Here is a 19,625-nt window from a genome sequence, read left to right on the forward strand (position 1 = left end):
CTCAGAAACGGGTGCTGATGGCGCCGGTCACTGCCCAGTCGTCCTCGACGAGGGGCAGCCAGCGCCATTTGTCAAAAGTGGTGCAGGGGTGGGAGATGCCCAGCGCCACGCGGTCGCCCACGGCGGGCGGGCTGCCCGCGGGGTCGAAGCGCAGGTAGGCGTGCTGGTCGTTCAGCGCGCTCACGGTCCAGCCCTGCGGCACATCGCCCGCAGTGCGCTGGCCCCGCGGCGCCCAGCGCACGGGCACGGGCATCTCCAGGTCGTAGGACACATCGCGCCGCCCGCAGGTCAGCAGCGCCAAGCCCGGCTCGGGCACGGACTGCACCATGGCCCACACCTCCAACGCGGGGCGCAGCGATGCGTCCAGGCCCTCGCGCTGCTCCACATGGCGCAAGAAGCGCATGTAGTTGCCGTGGTCGTGCGTGATGTAGCAGCCCGAGCGCAGCACGCCGTCCACCGGGCGCGACAGGCCTTGTGTGCGCAGCAGCGGCACCACCAGGTCGAACACGGCGGAGCCACCGGCTGTCAGCAGCACGGTGGGGTCGGCAAACAAGCCGTGGGCGTCGCACTGCCGCGCCACCTCGGTCACGCGGCGTACCAGGGCAGTGACTTCGCGCGCATCGTGCTCGCTGTCGCAGCGTGCCACACCGCCCTCGTAGCACTCGATGCCGCCCAGTTGCGCGGCGGGCGAGCGGGCGATGGCCCGGGCCAGCGCCAGGGCTTCTTCCAGCGTCCTGCAGCCGGTGCGCTGGCCGGGGATGCCGATCTCCAGCAGCGTGTCGAAGCGGCGGGCCGCTTGCCCTGCGGCCTGGCGGCGCACGGCCCAGTCCTCGATCAGCCGCAGCTGCGCCAGCGAGTCCACCAGGAACCACACGCGCAGGTCCGCATGCCGCTGCAGCAGCGCCTGCAGGCCGTCCAGGTCGGCATCGCACACCACCTGATTGGCAATGATGGCGCGGCGCGCGCCGGCCTCCACACCCACCGAGAGCTGGTAGATGGTGGCGAACGTCAGGCCCCAGGCGCCGGCCGCGAGCTGCTGGCGAAACAGCTCGGGCGACATGGTGGTCTTGCCGTGCGGCGCCAGCGCCACGCCCTTGCGCGCCGCGAAGTCCTGCATCCAGGCCAGGTTGTGGGTCAGCGCAGAGCGCCGGATGACGGCCAGCGGGTAGGCCAGGTCGTCCGCCAGCAGGTTCCAGCCCCTGGCGGCCAGGTCGGACGCGCGGCAGGGCGCAGCGGTTTGCGGAAAGCTCTTGCTGCGGTGGTCGAGGATGAAGTCGTCGGTCATGGGGAAGTGGGGTGGTGCGCTGTTTTCCAGCAGGCATGCAGATGGCCCGGCTGCACCTCGCGCAGCAGCATATCGGTGCTGGCGCAGCGCTCTTCGGCCAGGGGGCAGCGGGTGCGGAACACGCAGCCCGAGGGTGGGTGGGCGGGGCTGGGCAGGTCGCCCTGCAGCAGCGGGATGCTACGCCGCTGCGCCGGGTCGGGGATGGGCGCGGCCGCCAGCAGCGCGCGCGTGTAGGGGTGCTGGGGGTGGGCGTACAGCGCCTCGGTGGGGGCGATCTCCATCACGCGGCCCAGGTACAGCACCACCACGCGGTCGCACAGGTATTCCACCACGTCGAGGTCGTGCGAGATGAACAGCAGGGTCAGGCCCAACTGCTCCTTGAGCTCGCCCAGCAGGTTCACCACCTGGGCCTGGATGGACACGTCCAGCGCCGACAGGGGCTCGTCCGCCACGATGAAATTCGGCTCCACGGCCAGGGCGCGGGCGATGCCGATGCGCTGGCGCTGGCCGCCGGAGAACTCGTGCGGAAAGCGGTCCGCATGCTCCGGCCGCAGGCCCACCTGCTGCAGCAGCTCGTGGATGCGGGGCAGGCGCGCGCGGCCCTTGGCCAGGCCATGGGTATCCAGCGCCTCGGCCAGCACCTCGCGGATGCGCATGCGCGGGTTGAGGCTGGCGTACGGGTCCTGAAAAATGATCTGGATCTTGGAGCGCAGCGGGCGGTATTGCCCCTGCGAGAGCGCTGCCAGGTCCTGCACGGCACCCGCGCCGTGGTACAGCATCTGCCCGCCGGTCGGGTCCACCAGGCGCGTCAGCAGCCGGCCGATGGTGCTCTTGCCCGAGCCCGATTCGCCCACCAGGCCCAGGGTCTCGCCCTGGCGGATGGTGAAGCTCACATCGTCCACCGCGCGCACCGGGTGGGCGCCGCTGCCGAAGTACTTGCGCAGGTGCTGGATCTCCAGCAGCGGGGCCTCCGCAAGGCTGCCGGTGGGGGATGCCATGGGTTGTTGCAGCACGGCGCTCATGCGGTCACCTCGCGGTGGATGCAGCGCACCATGCGGCGGGCGCCGGTGGCTTCCAGCGGCGGCATCTGCGCATCGCACGCTGGCAGCTTGCGGGTACAGCGCGGTGCAAAGGCGCAGCCCGGGGGCGGTGCCAGCGGGCTCGATACCTGGCCCGGTATGGCCACCAGCTTGCGGCGCCCGGGGGCGGCCGCTGCGCCGCCCTGCTGCCGTGCCACACCGGGCAGGCAGGCCAGCAGGCCGCGCGTGTAGGGGTGCTCGGGCCGCGCGAACAGGTCGTGCACGCGGGCCGATTCGACGATGCGGCCGGCGTACATCACCGCCACGGCGTCGGCGTACTGCGCCACCACGCCCAGGTTGTGCGTGACGAACAGCATGCTCATGCCGGTCTCCTTCTGCAGCCGGCCCATCAGCGCGAGGATCTGCGCCTGGATGGTCACATCGAGCGCCGTGGTGGGCTCGTCGGCGATCAGCAGCGTGGGGTTGCAGGCCATGGCCAGTGCGATCATCACGCGCTGGCGCATGCCGCCAGACAGCTGGTGCGGGTACTCGTTCACGCGCTGGGCGGCGGCCGGTATCTCCACCAGCTCCAGCATGCGCCGGGCGTGGGCATGCGCGGTGCGGCGGTCCATCTTCAGGTGCAGGCGGGCGGACTCGGCGATCTGCTCGCCCACGGTGAGCACTGGGTTCAGGCTGGTCATGGGCTCCTGGAAGATCATCGCCAGCTCGTTGCCGCGCAGGGCGCGCTTGTCAGCCTCCTTCAGGGCCAGCAGGTCCACGCGGCGGCCGTCGCGCTGCACGAACCACGCCTGGCCGCTGACCTCGGCCTGCGAGGTGCGCGCGTGCAGGCCCATCAGCGACAGGCTGGTGACGGACTTGCCCGAGCCGGACTCGCCCACCAGCGCCAGCGTCTCGCCGGGGTGGATGGTGAACGACACGTCGGCCACGCTCTGGATGCGGCCGCCGTCGGTGGCGAACGAGGTCGACAGTCCGTGCACTTCCAGGCGGGCCGCGGTGGGGTCGGTCAAAGGTGCGGCACTCATACAGTCTTCTTCAGTTTGGGGTCGAGCAGGTCACGCACGCCGTCGCCCAGCATCTGCAGCGACAGCGCGGTGAGCACGATGGCGATGCCCGGCGCGAAGATGGTCCAGAACGCCTTGTCCGCATAGTCCAGGCTGCCGGCGATCATGGTGCCCCAGGTGGGGATGTCGGGCGGCACGCCCACGCCCAGGAAGGACAGCCCGGCCTCGGCCAGGATGGCGTAGGCGAAGATGAAGGTCACCTGCACGAGGATGGGCGACATCAGGTTGGGCAGGATGTGCTTGAGCAAGATCTTCGGGGTGCGCACGCCCAGGGCGCGCGCTGCGTCCACGAACAGCAGCTCGCGCAGCACCAGCGTGGTGGCGCGCACCACGCGGGCCACGCGCGGCGTGTAGACGATGACGAGGGCGAGCATCACGTTCCACAGCGACACCCCCAGGATGGACACCAGCGCGATGCCCAGCAGGATGTCGGGGAAGGACATCATGGCGTCCACCACCCGCATCAGCGGCGCATCCAGCCGCCGGAAGAACCCCGCGAACATGCCCAGCAGCGTACCCAGCAGCACCGCGCCGGCCGCCGTCACGAAGCCGATGAGCAGCGAGTACCGCGCGCCGTGCACGATGCGCAGCATCACGTCGCGCCCCAGCTCGTCGGTGCCCGCCCAGTGCGTGGCCGACGGCGCGCGCAGCCGCTCGCTGATGGACAGCGCATTGGGGTCGGCGTCCGAGAGGGCGGGATACACAGCGGCGATGCCCACCACCAGCGCCAGCGCGATGGCCGAGGCCAGCACCACCTTGCGCGCGAACAGCCGGCGCAGCACGGCCGCAAAGCGCTGCCACGAAGAAGGGGAGGAGGGCGAAGATGCCGAAGAGACGTGGCCGTTCATGGTGCCTCCAGCCGGATGCGCGGGTCCACCAGCGTGTAGATGAAGTCGATGGCGAGGTTGATGAACACGTAGATGGCCGCGATGACCAGCAGCGTGCCCTGGATGACCGGGTAGTCGCGCCGCAGCACCGCCCGCACCACCAGGTTGCCCACGCCGGGCAGGTTGAACACGGTCTCGGTCACCACGGTGCCGCCGATCATCAGCGCCATGGTCAGGCCCAGCACGGTGACGATGGGCACGAGCGCATTGCGCAGCACGTGCTTGACCATGATGGTGCCCTCGTCCAGCCCCTTGGCGCGTGCGGTGCGCACGTAGTCCTCGCCCAGGATGTCGAGCATGGATGCGCGGGTGAAGCGGATGATCAGCGCCGAGTTGAGCAGGCCCAGCACCAGCGCGGGCAGCAGCAGGTGCGACAGCCGCTCGCCCAGCGTGGCGCGGGGGTCGCCATAGCCCGATGCCGGAAACCACCCCAGCTTGACCGCGAACAGCTGGATGAGGATCAGGCCCAGCCAGAAGCTGGGCACGCTCGCGCCCAGCATGGCCACGCCGCTCACGGCCTGGTCGGCCGCGCTGCCGCGCCAGATGGCCGCCGCCATGCCGCACGGAATGCCCACCAGCGCCGCGATGCCCACCGCGAACAGCGCAAGGAACAACGTGGGCTCGGCCCGCTCCAGCAGCGCCTGCGCCACGGGCCGCTGCAGGAAGAGCGACTGCCCCAGGTTGCCCTGCAGCAGCTCACCCACCCACAGCACGAACTGCGTGGGCAAGGGCTTGTCCAGCCCGTACTGGGCGCGCGCCTGCGCAATGTCGGCGGCAGTAGCCTGGTCGCCCAGCAGCAGCGCCACCGGGTCGCCCGAGGCCAGCCGCGTGAGGCAGAACACCAGCACCGCCACCAGCACCAGCACCACCGCCGCTCCACCCAGCCGCTTCAATAGAAATCGCATGCTTGCTTGTCTCTTAAAAAGTCCCCACTCGCACCACACCCCCGGTCCAAGCCAGTGCCACCGTGGAACCGGCTTTGCCGGGCCACCGGAGGCGCCCCCTCGGGGGAGGCGCCGCAGGCGCTTCGGGGGGTTACTTCATCCATGTATTCCAGAAGAACGGCCAGACCGCCGGCGTGTAGCCCGACAGCTTGGCCGATCGCGCCGACAGGCCGTTGAACTTGCCCACCTCGATGAACGGCACCTCGTCGTACACCACCTGCTGCACCTTGCCCCACAGCGCACCGCGCTTGGCAGGGTCGGTCTCCTGGTTGAACGCGGCCAGGGTCGACTTCTTGGCGTCGGACTCCCACCAGCCCGGTGCGCCGTCACCCAACTGCGGCGGCGACAGCATGGGCTCGGGGAACAGGCCCGAATGCGTGAAGTACACGTCCCACAGCTTGGCGTCGTTGCGGCGCTGCACCAGGGTGGCCCAGTCCACCACCTGCAGGTCGGTCTTGAAGCCCGCCTTCTTGAGCTGCTCGGACATCACCAGCGCCATGTTGTAGTGGAACTCGTACTGCCGGCTGGCCATGATGCGCACCGGCTGGCTGTTGTTGTAGCCCGCCTTGGCGGCCTGCTCCTTGGCCGCCTGAGGGTTGCGCTCGTTGTACAGCTTGGCGCCCGCGTCCGAGTAGTAGGGCGTGCCCTTGGGGAAGAAGTTGGGCTCCACCATGAAGAAACGGTTGTCGCCAAAGCCCGCGGCCATTAGCTCGCCCGTGCCCACCGCGGTCTGCACCGCGCGGCGCAGGGGCTGCGATGCCAGCACGCCCTCCTTGGTGTTGAACACGATGTACGGAAAGCCGAAGTTCTTGGTGACGATGGGCACCACGGCGGGCGCACCTTTCTCCACACGGCCGATGGCTTCCACCGGCAGCAGGTCGGCATAGTGGAACTGGCCGGACAGCGCGCCCTCGACCCGCGTGTTGGCGCTGGGCACGGGCACGAAGCGCAGCTCATCGAGCAGCGCCTCGCGGCGGCCTGCGTAGCCGCTGGGGGCTTCCTTGCGGGCGGCATAGTCGTCAAAGCGAACCAGCACGGTGAACTGGTCTGGCCGGCGCTCCTTGAACTTGTAGGGTCCGGTGCCGATGAATTCCTTGAGCTGCGGCGCGATGCTTTCCTTGGCCAGGATGGCTGCCATGCCGCTGGGCAGGGCCAGTTGCGCCAGCAGCGGTGCGTAGGGGTTCTTGAGCTTGAGCTCCACGCCGTGCGTGCCCTTGGCTGTGAGCGCCACCACTTCCTTGCCCACCGCCTTGCCCCGCGGCGAGAGCTCCATCCAGCGCTGCAGCGAGGCCACCACGTCCTCGGCTGTCATCTCGCGGCCGTTGTGGAACTTCACGCCCTTGCGCAGGGCGATGGTGTAGTTGAGGCCATCCTTGGAGACGGTGGGCATGCCCTCGGCCAGCATGGGCGCAATGTTCCAGTTGCCGTCGAAGGTGTAGAGCGGCTCGTACACGTGCTGCATGATGGTGCCCACCAGGTCGGCGGTGCTCACCATCGGGTCCAGGCCCTGGGGCTCGCCCACCATGGCCAGGTTGGCGGCGCCGCCCTTGGCCGGTGCGCCGGCCTGCTGCGCCGACGCTGCACCAGGGCCTGCGCCCCACAGTGCGAGCAGCGCGGCCAGGCCCACCAGCCCCCGCCGCGCCACGTTCGCCGGCCGGGAGTTCGCCAGCCGCACCACATTGGTTCCAGAAGTTTGCATCGTGCACCTCTAAGTAATAGGATTACATTGATAAGCACTTTCGATGCCAGAAATCTGCTCGATTTGTGCTTTTTGGGCGTTTTGTATGTAATATCTTTACTCAAAGGAGCACTTTCAATGCCAGTAGAAACCCTCGGTCAGTCCCCGCTTGCCTCCGACCGGCAGGCCCGTCCACTTTCCCCCGCCACGCGCGCCGGGGACTTCGTTTTTGTGTCGGGCCAGGTGCCCACCGATGACCAGGGCCAAGTCATCACCGGGGGCATCGAGGCGCAGACGCGCCAGGTGTTCCTGCGCCTCACGCAGGCGCTGGCGCTGGCCGACTGCACGCTGGCCGATGTGGCCAAGGTGAGCGTCTGGCTGGCCGACGCGCGCGACTTCGGCAGCTTCAACCGCGTCTACATGGAGTGTTTTGGCGAGCACCGGCCCGCGCGCTCGACGGTGGAGTCGCGGCTCATGATCGACGCCAAGGTGGAGATCGACGTCACGGCGTACAAGCCGCGCGGCTGAGCGCGGCGGGCGCTAGCCGGCGGTCCGCGGCACCGGCTGGGTTGCTACATCACGCGGATGCCCAGCTCGCTGACCAGCAGGGCCGCCTGGTCGGTGGAGAGGATCGCCCCCTTGAAGGACTGCGCCAGCTGGGCCAGCCGCAGCCCGCCCAGGTCCACCGACCGCAGGTCGGCGCCGTCGAAGCGGGCGTTCTTGAGGTGCGCATCGCGCAGGCTTCCGCCTTCGAACACCGCATCGCGGAAGTCGCAGCCAGAAATGTCCGCGTCGGACATGTCGAGCTGTTCGATGGTCTGCTTGCGGAACGAAATACCCCGCAGGTCCGCGCCCACCAGCAGCGTGTCGTGAAAGCTCAGGCCCAGCGTCTGCGCTTCATGGAACTGCGCGGCGGTCAGCTTGACCTCGGCAAACAAGGCCGACGCCAGCGTGGCCTTGGTCCAGAGCGTGTTGTTCAGGTCGCAGTGGTGAAAGCGTGCGTCGGTCAGGTGCGCCAGGTGAAAGCTCGCCTGCCGCGCCCTGCAGCCGAGCCACCGCGTGTCGCCCAGTTGGGCGCGTGCCAGCGAGGCCTCGGCCAGGCTGCAGCCGGTGAACTGCGCGCCCTGCAGCGCAAGGCCCGAGAGGTCGGCGCCGTCGAAATCGCAGTGCTCGAAGTGCAGGCGCTGCGCCGGGGTGTCCGCCAGCATCGCCAGCAGGTCGGCGCGGGTGATCTGCTGCTCTTGCACGAGGACCGTACCGCTGGTGCTGGTGCTGGTGAGTGGGGTGGATGCTGTGATCATGGGACGGTGACTGCAATGGTGGCTGGGCCGTGGCGTGGCGCGTGCGGTGCAACGTGCGGCGTCAATGTCCCGTGGTCTTGGAAAACAGGTTCACCACCACCACGCCGGCCACGATGAGCCCCAGCCCGGCGATCGCAGGTGCGTCCAGCCGCTGTCCGTAATAAAGCCAGCCCACGGTGGAGATCAGCACGATGCCCACCGCCGACCAGATGGCGTAGGCAATGCCGATGGGCAAGGTCTTCAGCGTGAGCGACAACAGGTAGAAGGACACCGCGTAGCACACGGCGGTGATTGCGCTGGGAACCAGCCGCGTGAAGCCCTCGGACGCCTTCAGCGCACTGGTGCCCAGCACTTCGGCCACGATGGCCAAGCCCAGCAATGCGTAGCTGGTGGTGGTGGCGGTCCACTGGATCATGGTGCGGGTCCGTTGCAAAAGCTGGAGAAGCGGCCGATTCTAGGAAGGACCCACGCACCGCGGTGGCATGCCCTTGCATTGGTGCAGGGCCTCTGCACAGCCGGTTGCAGCCGCCTGAAATCTGTGACCACACGGCGAGTACCCGTGGCGCGCACCGTGGCCCGGAGGCCCGACCTGGCCCCCCATCGCCGCAATGCCAGCCCGCTGCCAACCCTGGCGCTCTCACCTCGCCACGCAGCTGCTGTTGAGCCGCTATGCAGCGTGCTGCAGCATCAGGTCCAGGTTCTGCACGGCAGCGCCCGACGCGCCCTTGCCCAGGTTGTCGAACACCGCGCTCAGCAGCACCTGGCCGTGCTGCGGGTTGGCAAACACCGAGAGCCGCAGCTGGTTGGTGCCGTTGAGCACCTGGGGGTCCAGGTGCTGCGCCGCCTGCGCATCTGCCCGGGACACCACCTCCACATGCGCCGCGCCGTCGTAGTGCTGCTGCAGGCAGGCGTGCAGCCGGTCGGCAGTCACGCCCGCGGGCAGTTGCCGCAGCAGCAACGGAATGGTCAGCACGATGCCCTGGCGGAAAGAGCCGTAGGCCGGCAGGAAGAAAGGCCGCTGCGTGAGGCCCGCGTGCTGTTGGATCTCTGGCGTGTGCTTGTGGGCCAGCCCCAGGCCGTACACCTGGAACGCGGAGGCTTGCGATGCACCCGCACCTTCATGCTCATCCACTCGCGCACGGCCGCCGCCGGAGTAGCCCGACACGGCATGGATGGCCAGCGGATGGTCCGCAGGCACCAGGCCTGCCTGCACCAGCGGCAGCAGCAGCCCGATGGCGCCCGTGGGGTAGCAGCCGGGGTTGGTCACGCGGCGCGCCGAGGCGATGCGGGCGGACTGCGCGGCGCTCATTTCAGGGAACCCGTAGACCCAGTCCGCATCGGTGCGGTGGGCCGAGCTGGCGTCGATCACGCGCACGGCCGGGTTCACGATGGACGCCGCCGCTTCGCGCGCAGGCCCGTCGGGCAGGCACAGCACGGCGATGTCGCAGGCATTGATCGCTTCGGCGCGGCGCGCAGCGTTCTTGCGGTCGGCCTCGGGCAGCGTGAGCAGACGCAGGTCGCTGCGGCCGTGCAGGCGTTCATGGATCTGCAGGCCGGTCGTGCCCTGATCGCCGTCGATGAAAACCAAGGGTGCGCTCATGCGGTGCTCCTGATGAATGGAATGGCTGAAGAAAAAACGAAGGAATGACGAATCTTCGGCCGCGCCCTAGAATTTGAAAAGTTGAATTTCACAAACATCAGCATCAGATTCACTGAACGTCATGCGCGAACTCAACCTCGACCGGTTGCGCACGCTGGTCACCATCGCAGACCTGGGTTCGTTCGCCGAAGCCGCGCGGGTGCTGCACCTGGCGGCGCCCACGGTCAGCCTGCACATCGCCGACCTGGAGGCGCTTTTCGGCGCGCCGCTGCTGGTGCGCAAGCGCGGCGAGGTGACTCCCTCGGGTGTGGGCGACGCGTTGATCGAGCGCGCGCGGCGCCTGCTGGCCGATGCGGACGAGGCGCTCGATGTGGTGCAGCGCCAGGTGCAGGGGCTCGCGGGCCGCGTGCGGCTGGGGGCGTCCACCGGTGCCATTGCCCACCTGCTGCCACAGGCGCTGGAGGTGCTGGGGCACCACCACCCCGGTATCGACGTGCAGGTGGCCGTGCTCACCACGCAGGACACCATGGCGCGCCTGGTCGGCGGGTCGCTGGATGTGGGCCTGGTGGCGCTGCCGCAGGCCACCGTGCAGGGCGTGAAGGTGCAGCCCTGGCGGCGGGACCCGGTAATGGCGTTCGTGCCGTCGGCCTGGCCTGCGCCACAGCGCGCCACGCCGAAGTGGCTGGCGGGGCAGCCGCTCATCCTCAACGACGTCGGCACCAGCCTGTCGCGGCTGACGGCCGAATGGTTCGCGCTGGCGGGCGAACACCCCAAGGCGCGCATCCAGCTCAACTACAACGACGCCATCAAGAGCCTGGTGGCCGCAGGCTATGGCGCCACGCTCCTGCCGCACGAGGCCACGTCCACCACGCCGCTCGACCCGCGCATCCGCATGCTGCCGCTGCGCCCCGCGCTGTGGCGGCCGCTGGGCATCGCCCACCGCGAAGGCCCGGTGGAGCGCGCCACGCAGCACGTGCTGGATGTGCTGTGGCAGCAGCGCCAGGCTTGAATAGATCGAATTTTTGGGCCAAACAGGCCGTTACCGCTCATCTGCAAAGCGCAAGCAGCTATATATTTGATAGCATTTGCGGTTCTCGGCTGCGGGACTGACCGGCCGCAGCGCCTGGGGTGCATCAGGCGGTGGCGCCGGGCCCCAGCGCGCTCAGCACCATGCGCACGATCAGTTCCTCAGCATTGTTGTAGTCGCGCTCGGTCAGCGCGGGCTTGCCCAGCAGCAGCGCAAACTGCGCCTCCTGCTCCGCATAGGCCTGCGTGACCGACCAGATGATGAACATCAGGTGGGTGAAGTTGACCTTGGCGATGCGGCCCTCGCGCGCCCAGCGCTCGAAGGTGCGCACCTCGGTCTTGAGCAGCGGGCCCACCCGCTCGGCGATGGCGGTGCCATAGCGTGGTGCACCGGCAATCACCTCTTTGGTGAACACCTTGGCGCCCTGGGGGCGCATGCGCGAGTACTGCATCTTGGCGCGGATGTAGCGGCGCAGCGCCTGCTCGGGGTCGTCGCTGTGCGACAACGCCTCCATGCCTTCGAGCCACTGGGTGAGCACATCGTCGAGCACGCGCTGGTACAGCGCCTCCTTGCTCGGAAAGTAATACAGCAGGTTGTGGCGGCTGATGCCGATGGCCGCGGCAATGTTCTCGAGCGACGCGCCTTCGAAGCCGAACTGCGCGAAGTGGTTCTCCGCCTCGGCCAGGATGGCCTGCTCCTTGCGCAGGCGCGAGGCCTTGGGGGCGCGGGCGCCGGTGTCGTCGGTGCTTTCGGCGGCTTCAGGGGCTACCGCGGCAGCGGGCTTGCGGATGGCGCCGGCTGCACGCGGCGGCTTGGCAGGGCGGGGGGCGGAGGTGGCAGCCGGGGACTGGCGGGCGTCGGTCATTGCACCATTGTGGAACAAGCCGGGGCCTGAAAACTGGCAATTGGCTGGCATGGGGTTTGCTCTAGGGATTTTACCAATTGGTAAATTTTTACGGGTTGGTAAATTGGCCCCCAACGCAGGGCACCGCGGCACATCAAGCCGTGGGCACCTGCACCCCCACAGCGAGGACCACGATGAAACCTCCGACATTTGCGGGCGCACGCACCCTCGCTTGCGCCGCATCGGCTGCCTGCTGCCGCCGCCCCGGCAGCGGCGCGCGCCACCTGCACCGGGCGCCCGCGCCCACCACGGCCGAACCAGCGAGCAAGGGCACGGCCTGCACCCCCACCCCGCACCTTTCGGAGGACATCTGATGGACACACCCGCAAGCCGTGCCTGCGGCATTCATGCCGCACGCCTGAACCTGGCCGACTACGCCGTCAACTTCAGCGACGCCCACCCGCCGTTGACCCGGCCGCAGGCCCTCATCGAGGCCGAGCGCTGCTACTACTGCCACGACGCGCCCTGCGCCACGGCCTGCCCCACGGGCATCGACATCCCGTCGTTCATCCACCGCATCGCGCAGGACAACAACCGGGGCGCGGCGCGCGCCATCCTGGAGGCCAATCCCCTGGGCGGCATGTGCGCCCGGGTCTGCCCCACCGAGGTGCTGTGCGAGCAGGCCTGCGTGCGCAACACCAACGAAGACAAGCCGGTGGAGATCGGGTCGCTGCAGCGCTACGCGACCGACGCCTTCTTTGCCAAACCCGGCGCACCGATGTTCCAGCGCGCCGCACCCACCGGCCGCCGCGTGGCCGTGGTCGGCGCGGGGCCTGCTGGCCTGGCCTGCGCCCACGGGCTGGCGCTGCGCGGGCACGACGTGGTGCTGTTCGAGGCGCGCCCCAAGCTGGGCGGGCTCAACGAATACGGCCTGGCCAGCTACAAGACCACGGACAACTTCGCGCAGAAGGAAGTCGACTGGCTGCTGTCGGTGGGCGGCATCGAGGTGCGCACCAGCCAGCAGCTGGGCCGCGACATCACGCTCGACGGCCTGCTGGCCAGCCACGATGCGGTCTTCCTGGGCCTGGGGCTGCAGGGCGTGAATGCGCTGGGCGTGGCCGAGCCTGCGGTGTCTGGCGTGCAGGGCTTGAGTAGCGCCGTGGACTTCATCGCCGAGCTGCGCCAGAGCAGCGACCTGTCCACCCTGCCCGTGGGCCGGCGCGTGGTGGTGATCGGCGGCGGCATGACGGCGGTGGACGCCGCCGTGCAGTCCCGCAAGCTGGGCGCCGAAGAGGTGACCATCGTCTACCGCCGGGGAGCCGACGCCATGTCTGCGTCGAAGGTAGAGCAGCAATGGGCGCAGACGAACGGCGTGACCATCCGCCACTGGGCGGCGCCGCAAGAAGTCTTGTGCGAAGGCGGCGCCGTGACCGGCGTGCGCTTTGCGGCCACGGCGCTCGATGCGGCGGGCAAGCTGGTGAACACCGGCGAGACCTTCACGCTCGCGGCGGACGTGGTGCTCAAGGCCATCGGCCAGACCTACGTGGCGGAGCCCGCTGGCAAGGCGATGGCGCTGGAGGGCGGACGCATCGCCACCGACGCCGCAGGCCGCACCAGCCTGGCGAGGGTCTGGGCGGGCGGCGACTGCCGGGCTGGCGGGCGCGACCTGACGGTCGAGGCCGTGGAGCACGGCAAGCTGGCGGCCATCTCCATCCATGAAGCGATGAGCGTGCCGGTGGCGCTCGTGGCCTGACGGCATCGTCGGCACATCCTGACCGCACAACCTGACTGCAATTGACGGGAGCACATCCATGGCAGACATCCGCAGCAATTTCCTGGGCATCCAGAGCCCCAACCCCTTCTGGCTGGCCTCCGCACCCCCGACCGACAAGGAGATCAACGTCACCCGCGCCTTCGAGGCAGGCTGGGGCGGCGTGGTCTGGAAGACGCTGGGCGAGGACCCGGCGGTCGTCAACGTGAACGGGCCACGCTACTCCACGCTCCTGTCCCAGGACCGCCGCGTGATCGGGCTGAACAACATCGAGCTCATCACCGACCGTCCGCTGCACACCAACCTGGAGGAGATCAAGCGCGTCAAGCGCAACTGGCCCGACCGGGCCATGATCGTCTCGCTCATGGTGCCCTGCGAAGAGCAGAGCTGGAAGAGCATTTTGCCCCTGGTGGAAGACACCGGCGCCGACGGCATCGAGCTCAACTTCGGCTGCCCCCACGGCATGAGCGAGCGCGGCATGGGCGCGGCCGTGGGCCAGGTGCCCGAGTACATCCAGATGGTCACGGCCTGGTGCAAGCACTACAGCCGCCTGCCGGTGATCGTGAAGCTCACCCCCAACATCACCGACGTGCGGCACCCCGCGCGGGCGGCCAAGGCGGGCGGGGCGGATGCGGTGTCGCTCATCAACACCATCAACTCCGTCATGGGCGTTGACCTGGACCGCATGGTCATGAGCCCCAGCACCGACGGCTGGGGGTCGCACGGCGGCTACTGCGGCCCGGCCGTCAAGCCCATCGCGCTCAACATGGTGGCCGAGATCGCGCGCGACGCGCAGACCGCGGGCCTGCCCATCAGCGGCATCGGCGGCATCACCACCTGGCGCGACGCGGCCGAGTACATCGCCCTGGGCTGCGGCACGGTGCAGGTGTGCACGGCGGCCATGGTGTACGGCTTCAAGATCGTGCAGGACATGTGCGACGGGCTGTCCAACTTCATGGACGAGCACGGCTACGCCACGCTCGACGACTTCAAGGGCCAGGCCGTGCCCACGGTGAAGGACTGGAAGAACCTGAACCTCAACCACATCGAAAAGGCCGTGATCAACCAGGATGCCTGCATCCAGTGCGGCCGCTGCCATGTGGTGTGCGAAGACACCTCGCACCAGGCCATCACCTTCACCAAGGACGGCGGCGTGCGCAAGTTCGAGATCAACGAGGCCGAGTGCGTGGGCTGCAACCTGTGCGTGTCGATCTGCCCCGTGCCCGAGTGCATCACCATGCGCGCCCTGGAGCCCGGCGAGGTCGATGCGCGCACGGGCAAGCCGGTGACGGGCGAATACGCCAACTGGACCACGCACCCGAACAACCCGCACAGCGTTGCGGCGGCGGCAGTGTGACGGGCTGCTCTCCGTGTGCATCCGCTGCAGGGTCTGCCAAGCAGCGGCTGTGCGTTTGCGACGTGTGGATCGGCCTTGCATGCTGCACTGCATCTGGTGCATTTATTGCGTAACCCTCAACATCGGCCACATCGCTTGCTTCCTTTGGCCCGCCATCTGCCAGCGTGAGAACGCCGGACCAGGCTGCGGGTTGTGTTCCACCCCCACGACGTCTTTGACAGGAGTACAGGCATGACCAACAGTACCGGCAGCGCTGCCCATGTGGCAGGGCAACTGCCCGGCGGAGCATCCAATTCGCTCGCCAATGAAGATCTGCTCCCCACCACCGCGGCGCAGCGGCACTGGACCTGGAAAGACTTTGCCGCGCTCTGGGTGGGCATGGTGGTGTGCGTGCCCACGTACACCATGGCCAGCTCCATGCTCGATCAGGGCTTCACCTGGCAGATGGCGGTGTGGCTCGTGTTCCTGGCCAACTGCATCGTGCTGATACCGATGGTGCTCATCGGCCGGGTGGGCCCCAAGTACGGCGTGCCCTTCCCGGTGCTTGCGCGTGCGTCGTTCGGCGTGAAGGGGGCCAACCTGCCGGCCGTGCTGCGCGGCCTGGTGGCGTGCGGCTGGTTCTCCATCAACTGCTACTTCGGTGCGCTGGCGCTCCACGGCTTCCTGAACATCGTGGGCATGAACCTCGCGGGGCCCGCCCAGGGCGAGACCATCAGCACCTCGCAGTTCATGTGCTTCCTCGCGTTCTGGGCCGTGCACATCTACTTCATCTGGAAGGGGCCGGAATCCATCCGCCTTCTGGAGGTCATCGCCGCGCCGCTGATGATCGGCGCATCTATCCTGTTCGTGGTGGTGCTGGTTATGAAGGTGCCGTCGGGCCAGCTCTTCAACCTGCCCGCCAAGGTGGTGGAAGGCGGGCCCAAGACCTGGGCGGCCCTCACGGGGCTGGTGGGCTTCTGGGCCACGCTGGCGCTCAACATCCCGGACTTCACGCGCTTTGCCAAGTCGCAGAAGGACCAGGTCGTGGGCCAGGCCATCGGACTGCCGCTGCCCATGGCGCTGTTCTCCATGGTGGGCGTCATCGGCTTTTCGGCATCGGCCATTCTGTATGGCAAGGCGCAGCTGTTCCCCGATGGCCTGTTGACCCAGATGGGCAGCGTGGCGGCGGGCCTGGGCCTGCTGGTGATCCTGCTGGCCAACCTGACGACCAACGTGGCCGCCAACCTGGTGTCGCCGTCGTACGACTTCAGCCAGATCGCACCGTCCAAGATCAGCTTTCGCATGGGTGGCGTCATCGCCGCGCTGATCGGCCTCGTGTTCATGCCCTGGAAGATCCTCGCCACATCGGGTGGCTACCTCTTCACCTGGCTGGGCGGCTACGGCACGCTGCTGGGCGCCATTGCCGGCATCTTGCTGGTGGACTACTACCTGGTGCGCAAGAGCGTGCTGAAAGTGGACGACCTGTACCGGCGCGGCGGCGACTACGAGTACAGCAATGGCTGGAACCTGCACGCGCTCATCGCCTTCGCCCTGGGCGTGCTGCCCTGCCTGCCGGGATACCTGGCGGTGTCCGGCGTGGTGGACAAGGCGGGCATGCCTGCCATCTGGCTCACGCTGTTCGACTCGGGCTGGTTCTTCAGCCTGGCCGTGGCCGGCACCTACTACTACCTGACCGCCAAGAAGAAGTGACCTGGGACCCCGCCCGGCCGTGGTGCCGGTGCCGGGCCTGCTTTTTTTGATCTGCATCCCTGAAGGAGATCTCCATGACCCAAGCCCTTCTGATCCGCGGTGGAACCGTGGTCAACGCCGACCGTGAACAACAGGCCGATGTCCTCTGCGTCGATGGCCGCATCGTGGCCGTGGGCGAGGGTGCGGCGGCGCAGGCCCCGGCCGGCGCGCAGACGCTGGATGCCAGCGGCCAGTACGTGCTGCCCGGCGGGATCGACCCACACACGCACATGCAGCTGCCCTTCATGGGCACGGTCACCATGGACGACTTCTTCACCGGCACGGCGGCAGCCCTGGCGGGCGGCACCACGAGCATCATCGACTTCGTGATTCCCGACCCGCAGGAGCCCATCCTGGACGCCTACCGCAAGTGGCGCGGCTGGGCCGAGAAATCGGCGGCCGACTATTCCTTTCACGTCGCCATCACCTGGTGGAGCGAGCAGGTGCGCGCCGACATGGGCACGCTGGTGCACGAGGAGGGCGTGAACAGCTTCAAGCACTTCATGGCCTACAAGAACGCCATCATGTGCGACGACGAAACCCTGGTGAACAGCTTCAAGCGCGCGCTGGAGCTGGGCGCCATGCCCACGGTGCATGCCGAAAACGGCGAGCTGGTGTACCTGCTGCAACAGGAGGTCGCCAAGATGGGCATCACCGGCCCCGAGGGCCACCCGCTGTCGCGCCCGCCCATGGTCGAGGCCGAGGCCGCCAACCGCGCCATCGCGATTGCCGATGTGCTGGGCGTGCCCATCTACGTGGTGCACGTGAGCTGCATGGAGTCGGCCGACGCCATCGCCCGCGCCCGCGCGCGCGGCCAGCGCGTGTACGGCGAGGTGCTGGCCGGGCACCTGCTGGTGGACGAGAGCGTCTACCGCGACCCGGACTTCGCCACGGCCGCCGCGTACGTGATGAGCCCGCCGTTTCGCCCCAAGGTGCACCAGGAGGCGCTGTGGCGCGGCCTGCAGTCCGGCCAGCTGCACACCACGGCGACGGACCACTGCACCTTCTGCGCCGCGCAAAAGGCGATGGGTCAAGAAAACTTCGCCAAGATCCCGAATGGCACGGGCGGCGTGGAAGAGCGCATGGCCGCCATCTGGGACGGCGGCGTCAACACCGGGCGCCTCACGCCCAGCGAGTTCGTGGCCATCACCTCGGCCAACGCGGCCAAGCTGTTCAACATCTACCCGCGCAAAGGCTTCATCGGCGAGGGCGCCGACGCCGACCTGGTGCTGTGGGACCCCGAGGGCACCAAGACCTTCTCGGCCAAGACCCAGTTCAGCAAGGGCGACTTCAACATCTTCGAGGGCCGCACCGTGCGCGGCATCCCCACCCACACCGTGAGCCAGGGCCGCGTGGTGTTTGCCAATGGCGACCTGCGGGCCGAGGTGGGTACAGGCCGCTACATCAAGCGCCCCGCGTTCGGCCCCAACTTCCAGGCCGTGCAAAAGCGCGCGCAGGAGCTTGCGCCCACGGCGGTGGCGCGCGGTTGATGCGGGCGCTATTGAAGCATTCCATCCGGCTTTGCACTTTCACAGCCCGTTCAGCCTGAGCCTGTCGAAGGCCGTCACCGGCCCTGGCTCCGACAGGCTCAGCCCGAACGGTGATGGAAGCACCCAGCATCCCAGACATCCCACGGAGAACACCATGGACACCAAAGTCAAACCCGACATCGAGAACCTGCGCATCAACGGCGACCGCCTGTGGGCATCGCTCATGGAACTGGCGCAGATCGGCGCCACGCCCAAGGGCGGTGTGTGCCGCCTCACGCTCACCGACCTGGACAAACAGGGCCGAGACCTCGTCACCCGCTGGGCGCGCGAGGCCGGCATGAGCGTCACCATCGACAAGATCGGCAACGGCTTCATGCGCCGCCCCGGGCGCAACAACAGCTTGCCGCCCATCATGACCGGCAGCCACATCGACACCCAGCCCACGGGCGGCAAGTTCGACGGCAACTATGGCGTGCTGGCCGGCATCGAGGTGGTGCGCACGCTCAACGACCACGGCATCGAGACCGAGGCACCGATCGAGGTGGCCTTCTGGACCAACGAGGAAGGCAGCCGCTTCGTGCCGGTGATGATGGGTTCGGGCGTGTTCGCCAAGGCCTTCACGCTGGAGCACGCCTACGCCGCCACCGACACCGAGGGCAAGACGGTGAAGGGCGAGCTGGAACGCATCGGCTACGTCGGCGAGCAGGAGCCGGGCGACCACCCCATCGGTGCGTATTTTGAAACCCACATCGAGCAGGGCCCGGTGCTGGAAGACAACGACAAGACCATCGGCGTGGTCAGCGGCGTGCTGGGCATCCGCTGGTTCGACTGCACCGTCACCGGCATGGAAGCCCACGCGGGCCCCACGCCCATGGCGCTGCGCAAGGACGCCCTGCTGGCCGCCACGCACATCATGCAGGACGTGGTCGCGGCCGCCCACCGGCACCCGCCGCACGGCCGTGGCACCGTGGGCATGGTGCAGGTGTTCCCCAACAGCCGCAATGTCATCCCCGGCCGGGTCAAGTTCAGCATCGACCTGCGCAACAGTACCGACGAACTCGTAGACCAGATGGCCACCGAAGTGAAGGCGCGCGCCGAGCAGGTGGCGCAGGAGCACGGCGTGCAGGTGCACATCGAGATGGTGTCCAGCTACCCCGCGCAGGTGTTCCACGCCGAATGCGTGGAGGCCGTGGCCCGCGCCACCGCCAAGCTGGGCTACAGCCACATGCCCGCGGTCTCGGGCGCGGGGCACGATGCCGTGTACATGGCCAAGCTCGCGCCGGCCGGCATGATCTTCATTCCCTGCAAGGACGGCATCAGCCACAACGAGATCGAGGACGCCAAGCCCGAGCACATCACGGCGGGCTGCAACGTGCTGCTGCACGCGATGCTGGAGCGGGCGGGGACCTGACGCCCGCAACGCCGGGTGGACGCGGGCTCGGTGCCGGCCTGCCAGCCAGCCAACGCCTGCGCCGGGCAGCGCAAGCCGCCCGTCCCGTTGTGGTTGCGCCACAGCTCCCCCGCTGTTACACCTGGGTCCCGGCAGGCGCCAAGTCGTGCCCCCGTGCGGCCTGCACACCGATATGCGATTACCACAATGGGATGAAGAGAC

The 19,625-nt window shown here is 68.4% G+C and carries 18 protein-coding genes; 8 read left to right on the plus strand and 10 right to left on the minus strand.

Features of this window, described 5'->3' with window-relative positions; translation table 11 throughout:
- Nucleotide 1: 1 nt before the first annotated feature.
- The 6 genes from ASF16_RS23965 to ASF16_RS23990 form a co-directional block, all read right to left on the minus strand.
- Nucleotides 2-1,285 carry an amino acid deaminase gene (locus tag ASF16_RS23965; RefSeq protein WP_056173313.1) on the minus strand — a complete coding sequence of 428 codons (1,284 nt, stop codon included), beginning with the start codon at nucleotides 1,283-1,285 and terminating at the stop codon, nucleotides 2-4.
- On the minus strand, nucleotides 1,282-2,307 hold the full coding sequence (locus ASF16_RS23970; RefSeq protein ID WP_082517122.1) for an ABC transporter ATP-binding protein: 1,026 nt from the start codon (nucleotides 2,305-2,307) through the stop codon (nucleotides 1,282-1,284). Before ASF16_RS23970 ends, ASF16_RS23965 begins: the two co-directional genes overlap by 4 nt.
- Nucleotides 2,304-3,347, minus strand: a complete 1,044-nt coding sequence (locus tag ASF16_RS23975) for an ABC transporter ATP-binding protein (RefSeq protein ID WP_056173316.1) — start codon at nucleotides 3,345-3,347, stop codon at nucleotides 2,304-2,306. The genes ASF16_RS23970 and ASF16_RS23975 overlap by 4 nt, the downstream gene beginning before the upstream one ends.
- Nucleotides 3,344-4,234, minus strand: coding sequence for an ABC transporter permease (locus ASF16_RS23980; protein ID WP_156372212.1), 891 nt, complete (start codon nucleotides 4,232-4,234; stop codon nucleotides 3,344-3,346). Before ASF16_RS23980 ends, ASF16_RS23975 begins: the two co-directional genes overlap by 4 nt.
- Nucleotides 4,231-5,178: an ABC transporter permease gene (locus ASF16_RS23985; protein ID WP_056173319.1), complete on the minus strand. Its 948-nt coding sequence runs from the start codon at nucleotides 5,176-5,178 to the stop codon at nucleotides 4,231-4,233. The genes ASF16_RS23980 and ASF16_RS23985 overlap by 4 nt, the downstream gene beginning before the upstream one ends.
- Nucleotides 5,179-5,308: 130 nt before the next feature.
- Nucleotides 5,309-6,916, minus strand: a complete 1,608-nt coding sequence (locus tag ASF16_RS23990) for an ABC transporter substrate-binding protein (protein WP_056173322.1) — start codon at nucleotides 6,914-6,916, stop codon at nucleotides 5,309-5,311.
- A gap of 117 nt (nucleotides 6,917-7,033) precedes the next feature.
- On the opposite strand from ASF16_RS23990, the gene ASF16_RS23995 reads away from it, so the two are divergent.
- A complete protein-coding gene (locus ASF16_RS23995) occupies nucleotides 7,034-7,423 on the plus strand; it encodes a RidA family protein (protein WP_056173325.1) in 390 nt (129 codons plus the stop codon).
- 44 nt (nucleotides 7,424-7,467) lie between these two features.
- On the opposite strand, the gene ASF16_RS24000 is transcribed toward ASF16_RS23995, so the two are convergent.
- From ASF16_RS24000 to argC, 3 genes are all read right to left on the minus strand, one after another.
- A complete protein-coding gene (locus ASF16_RS24000; RefSeq protein WP_200926969.1) occupies nucleotides 7,468-8,196 on the minus strand; it encodes a pentapeptide repeat-containing protein in 729 nt (242 codons plus the stop codon).
- A gap of 61 nt (nucleotides 8,197-8,257) precedes the next feature.
- Nucleotides 8,258-8,611: an SMR family transporter gene (locus ASF16_RS24005; protein WP_056173327.1), complete on the minus strand. Its 354-nt coding sequence runs from the start codon at nucleotides 8,609-8,611 to the stop codon at nucleotides 8,258-8,260.
- Nucleotides 8,612-8,863: 252 nt separating this feature from the next.
- On the minus strand, nucleotides 8,864-9,796 hold the full coding sequence (gene argC / locus ASF16_RS24010; RefSeq protein ID WP_056173330.1) for an N-acetyl-gamma-glutamyl-phosphate reductase: 933 nt from the start codon (nucleotides 9,794-9,796) through the stop codon (nucleotides 8,864-8,866).
- 121 nt (nucleotides 9,797-9,917) lie between these two features.
- Here argC and ASF16_RS24015 point away from each other — a divergent pair, with 121 nt between their 5' ends.
- A complete protein-coding gene (locus ASF16_RS24015) occupies nucleotides 9,918-10,805 on the plus strand; it encodes a LysR family transcriptional regulator (RefSeq protein WP_056173333.1) in 888 nt (295 codons plus the stop codon).
- Nucleotides 10,806-10,929: 124 nt separating this feature from the next.
- Here the strand turns inward: ASF16_RS24015 and ASF16_RS24020 are convergent, their stop codons facing one another.
- Nucleotides 10,930-11,688 (minus strand): TetR/AcrR family transcriptional regulator, encoded by a 759-nt coding sequence (locus ASF16_RS24020; protein ID WP_056173336.1) that lies wholly within the window; start codon nucleotides 11,686-11,688, stop codon nucleotides 10,930-10,932.
- A gap of 173 nt (nucleotides 11,689-11,861) precedes the next feature.
- Here ASF16_RS24020 and ASF16_RS26405 point away from each other — a divergent pair, with 173 nt between their 5' ends.
- The 6 genes from ASF16_RS26405 to ASF16_RS24050 all read left to right on the plus strand — a co-directional run bounded on the left by ASF16_RS26405 (nucleotide 11,862) and on the right by ASF16_RS24050 (nucleotide 19,424).
- A complete protein-coding gene (locus tag ASF16_RS26405; RefSeq protein ID WP_156372213.1) occupies nucleotides 11,862-12,041 on the plus strand; it encodes a hypothetical protein in 180 nt (59 codons plus the stop codon).
- A complete protein-coding gene (locus tag ASF16_RS24030; protein ID WP_056173341.1) occupies nucleotides 12,041-13,420 on the plus strand; it encodes an NAD(P)-dependent oxidoreductase in 1,380 nt (459 codons plus the stop codon). Before ASF16_RS26405 ends, ASF16_RS24030 begins: the two co-directional genes overlap by 1 nt.
- Nucleotides 13,421-13,478: 58 nt before the next feature.
- Complete coding sequence (gene preA / locus ASF16_RS24035) at nucleotides 13,479-14,795, plus strand: NAD-dependent dihydropyrimidine dehydrogenase subunit PreA (protein WP_056173344.1); 1,317 nt, start codon at nucleotides 13,479-13,481, stop codon at nucleotides 14,793-14,795.
- Between the two features lie 231 nt (nucleotides 14,796-15,026).
- Nucleotides 15,027-16,484 carry an NCS1 family nucleobase:cation symporter-1 gene (locus tag ASF16_RS24040; protein ID WP_056173347.1) on the plus strand — a complete coding sequence of 486 codons (1,458 nt, stop codon included), beginning with the start codon at nucleotides 15,027-15,029 and terminating at the stop codon, nucleotides 16,482-16,484.
- Nucleotides 16,485-16,558: 74 nt separating this feature from the next.
- Complete coding sequence (gene hydA / locus ASF16_RS24045; protein ID WP_056173350.1) at nucleotides 16,559-18,013, plus strand: dihydropyrimidinase; 1,455 nt, start codon at nucleotides 16,559-16,561, stop codon at nucleotides 18,011-18,013.
- Nucleotides 18,014-18,167: 154 nt separating this feature from the next.
- Nucleotides 18,168-19,424 (plus strand): Zn-dependent hydrolase, encoded by a 1,257-nt coding sequence (locus ASF16_RS24050; protein ID WP_056173354.1) that lies wholly within the window; start codon nucleotides 18,168-18,170, stop codon nucleotides 19,422-19,424.
- Nucleotides 19,425-19,625 lie beyond the last annotated feature (201 nt).

Source organism: Acidovorax sp. Leaf78 (assembly GCF_001422735.1).
GTDB lineage: Bacteria > Pseudomonadota > Gammaproteobacteria > Burkholderiales > Burkholderiaceae_C > Acidovorax.

What these genes read in the sequence shown, in the direction of transcription:
- ASF16_RS23965 (WP_056173313.1), bottom strand. Translation starts at nt 1,285, where the DNA reads ATGACCGACGACTTCATCCTCGACCACCGCAGCAAGAGCTTTCCGCAA.
- ASF16_RS23970 (WP_082517122.1), bottom strand. Translation starts at nt 2,307, where the DNA reads ATGAGCGCCGTGCTGCAACAACCCATGGCATCCCCCACCGGCAGCCTT.
- ASF16_RS23975 (WP_056173316.1), bottom strand. Translation starts at nt 3,347, where the DNA reads ATGAGTGCCGCACCTTTGACCGACCCCACCGCGGCCCGCCTGGAAGTG.
- ASF16_RS23980 (WP_156372212.1), bottom strand. Translation starts at nt 4,234, where the DNA reads ATGAACGGCCACGTCTCTTCGGCATCTTCGCCCTCCTCCCCTTCTTCG.
- ASF16_RS23985 (WP_056173319.1), bottom strand. Translation starts at nt 5,178, where the DNA reads ATGCGATTTCTATTGAAGCGGCTGGGTGGAGCGGCGGTGGTGCTGGTG.
- ASF16_RS23990 (WP_056173322.1), bottom strand. Translation starts at nt 6,916, where the DNA reads ATGCAAACTTCTGGAACCAATGTGGTGCGGCTGGCGAACTCCCGGCCG.
- ASF16_RS23995 (WP_056173325.1), top strand. Translation starts at nt 7,034, where the DNA reads ATGCCAGTAGAAACCCTCGGTCAGTCCCCGCTTGCCTCCGACCGGCAG.
- ASF16_RS24000 (WP_200926969.1), bottom strand. Translation starts at nt 8,196, where the DNA reads ATGATCACAGCATCCACCCCACTCACCAGCACCAGCACCAGCGGTACG.
- ASF16_RS24005 (WP_056173327.1), bottom strand. Translation starts at nt 8,611, where the DNA reads ATGATCCAGTGGACCGCCACCACCACCAGCTACGCATTGCTGGGCTTG.
- argC (WP_056173330.1), bottom strand. Translation starts at nt 9,796, where the DNA reads ATGAGCGCACCCTTGGTTTTCATCGACGGCGATCAGGGCACGACCGGC.
- ASF16_RS24015 (WP_056173333.1), top strand. Translation starts at nt 9,918, where the DNA reads ATGCGCGAACTCAACCTCGACCGGTTGCGCACGCTGGTCACCATCGCA.
- ASF16_RS24020 (WP_056173336.1), bottom strand. Translation starts at nt 11,688, where the DNA reads ATGACCGACGCCCGCCAGTCCCCGGCTGCCACCTCCGCCCCCCGCCCT.
- ASF16_RS26405 (WP_156372213.1), top strand. Translation starts at nt 11,862, where the DNA reads ATGAAACCTCCGACATTTGCGGGCGCACGCACCCTCGCTTGCGCCGCA.
- ASF16_RS24030 (WP_056173341.1), top strand. Translation starts at nt 12,041, where the DNA reads ATGGACACACCCGCAAGCCGTGCCTGCGGCATTCATGCCGCACGCCTG.
- preA (WP_056173344.1), top strand. Translation starts at nt 13,479, where the DNA reads ATGGCAGACATCCGCAGCAATTTCCTGGGCATCCAGAGCCCCAACCCC.
- ASF16_RS24040 (WP_056173347.1), top strand. Translation starts at nt 15,027, where the DNA reads ATGACCAACAGTACCGGCAGCGCTGCCCATGTGGCAGGGCAACTGCCC.
- hydA (WP_056173350.1), top strand. Translation starts at nt 16,559, where the DNA reads ATGACCCAAGCCCTTCTGATCCGCGGTGGAACCGTGGTCAACGCCGAC.
- ASF16_RS24050 (WP_056173354.1), top strand. Translation starts at nt 18,168, where the DNA reads ATGGACACCAAAGTCAAACCCGACATCGAGAACCTGCGCATCAACGGC.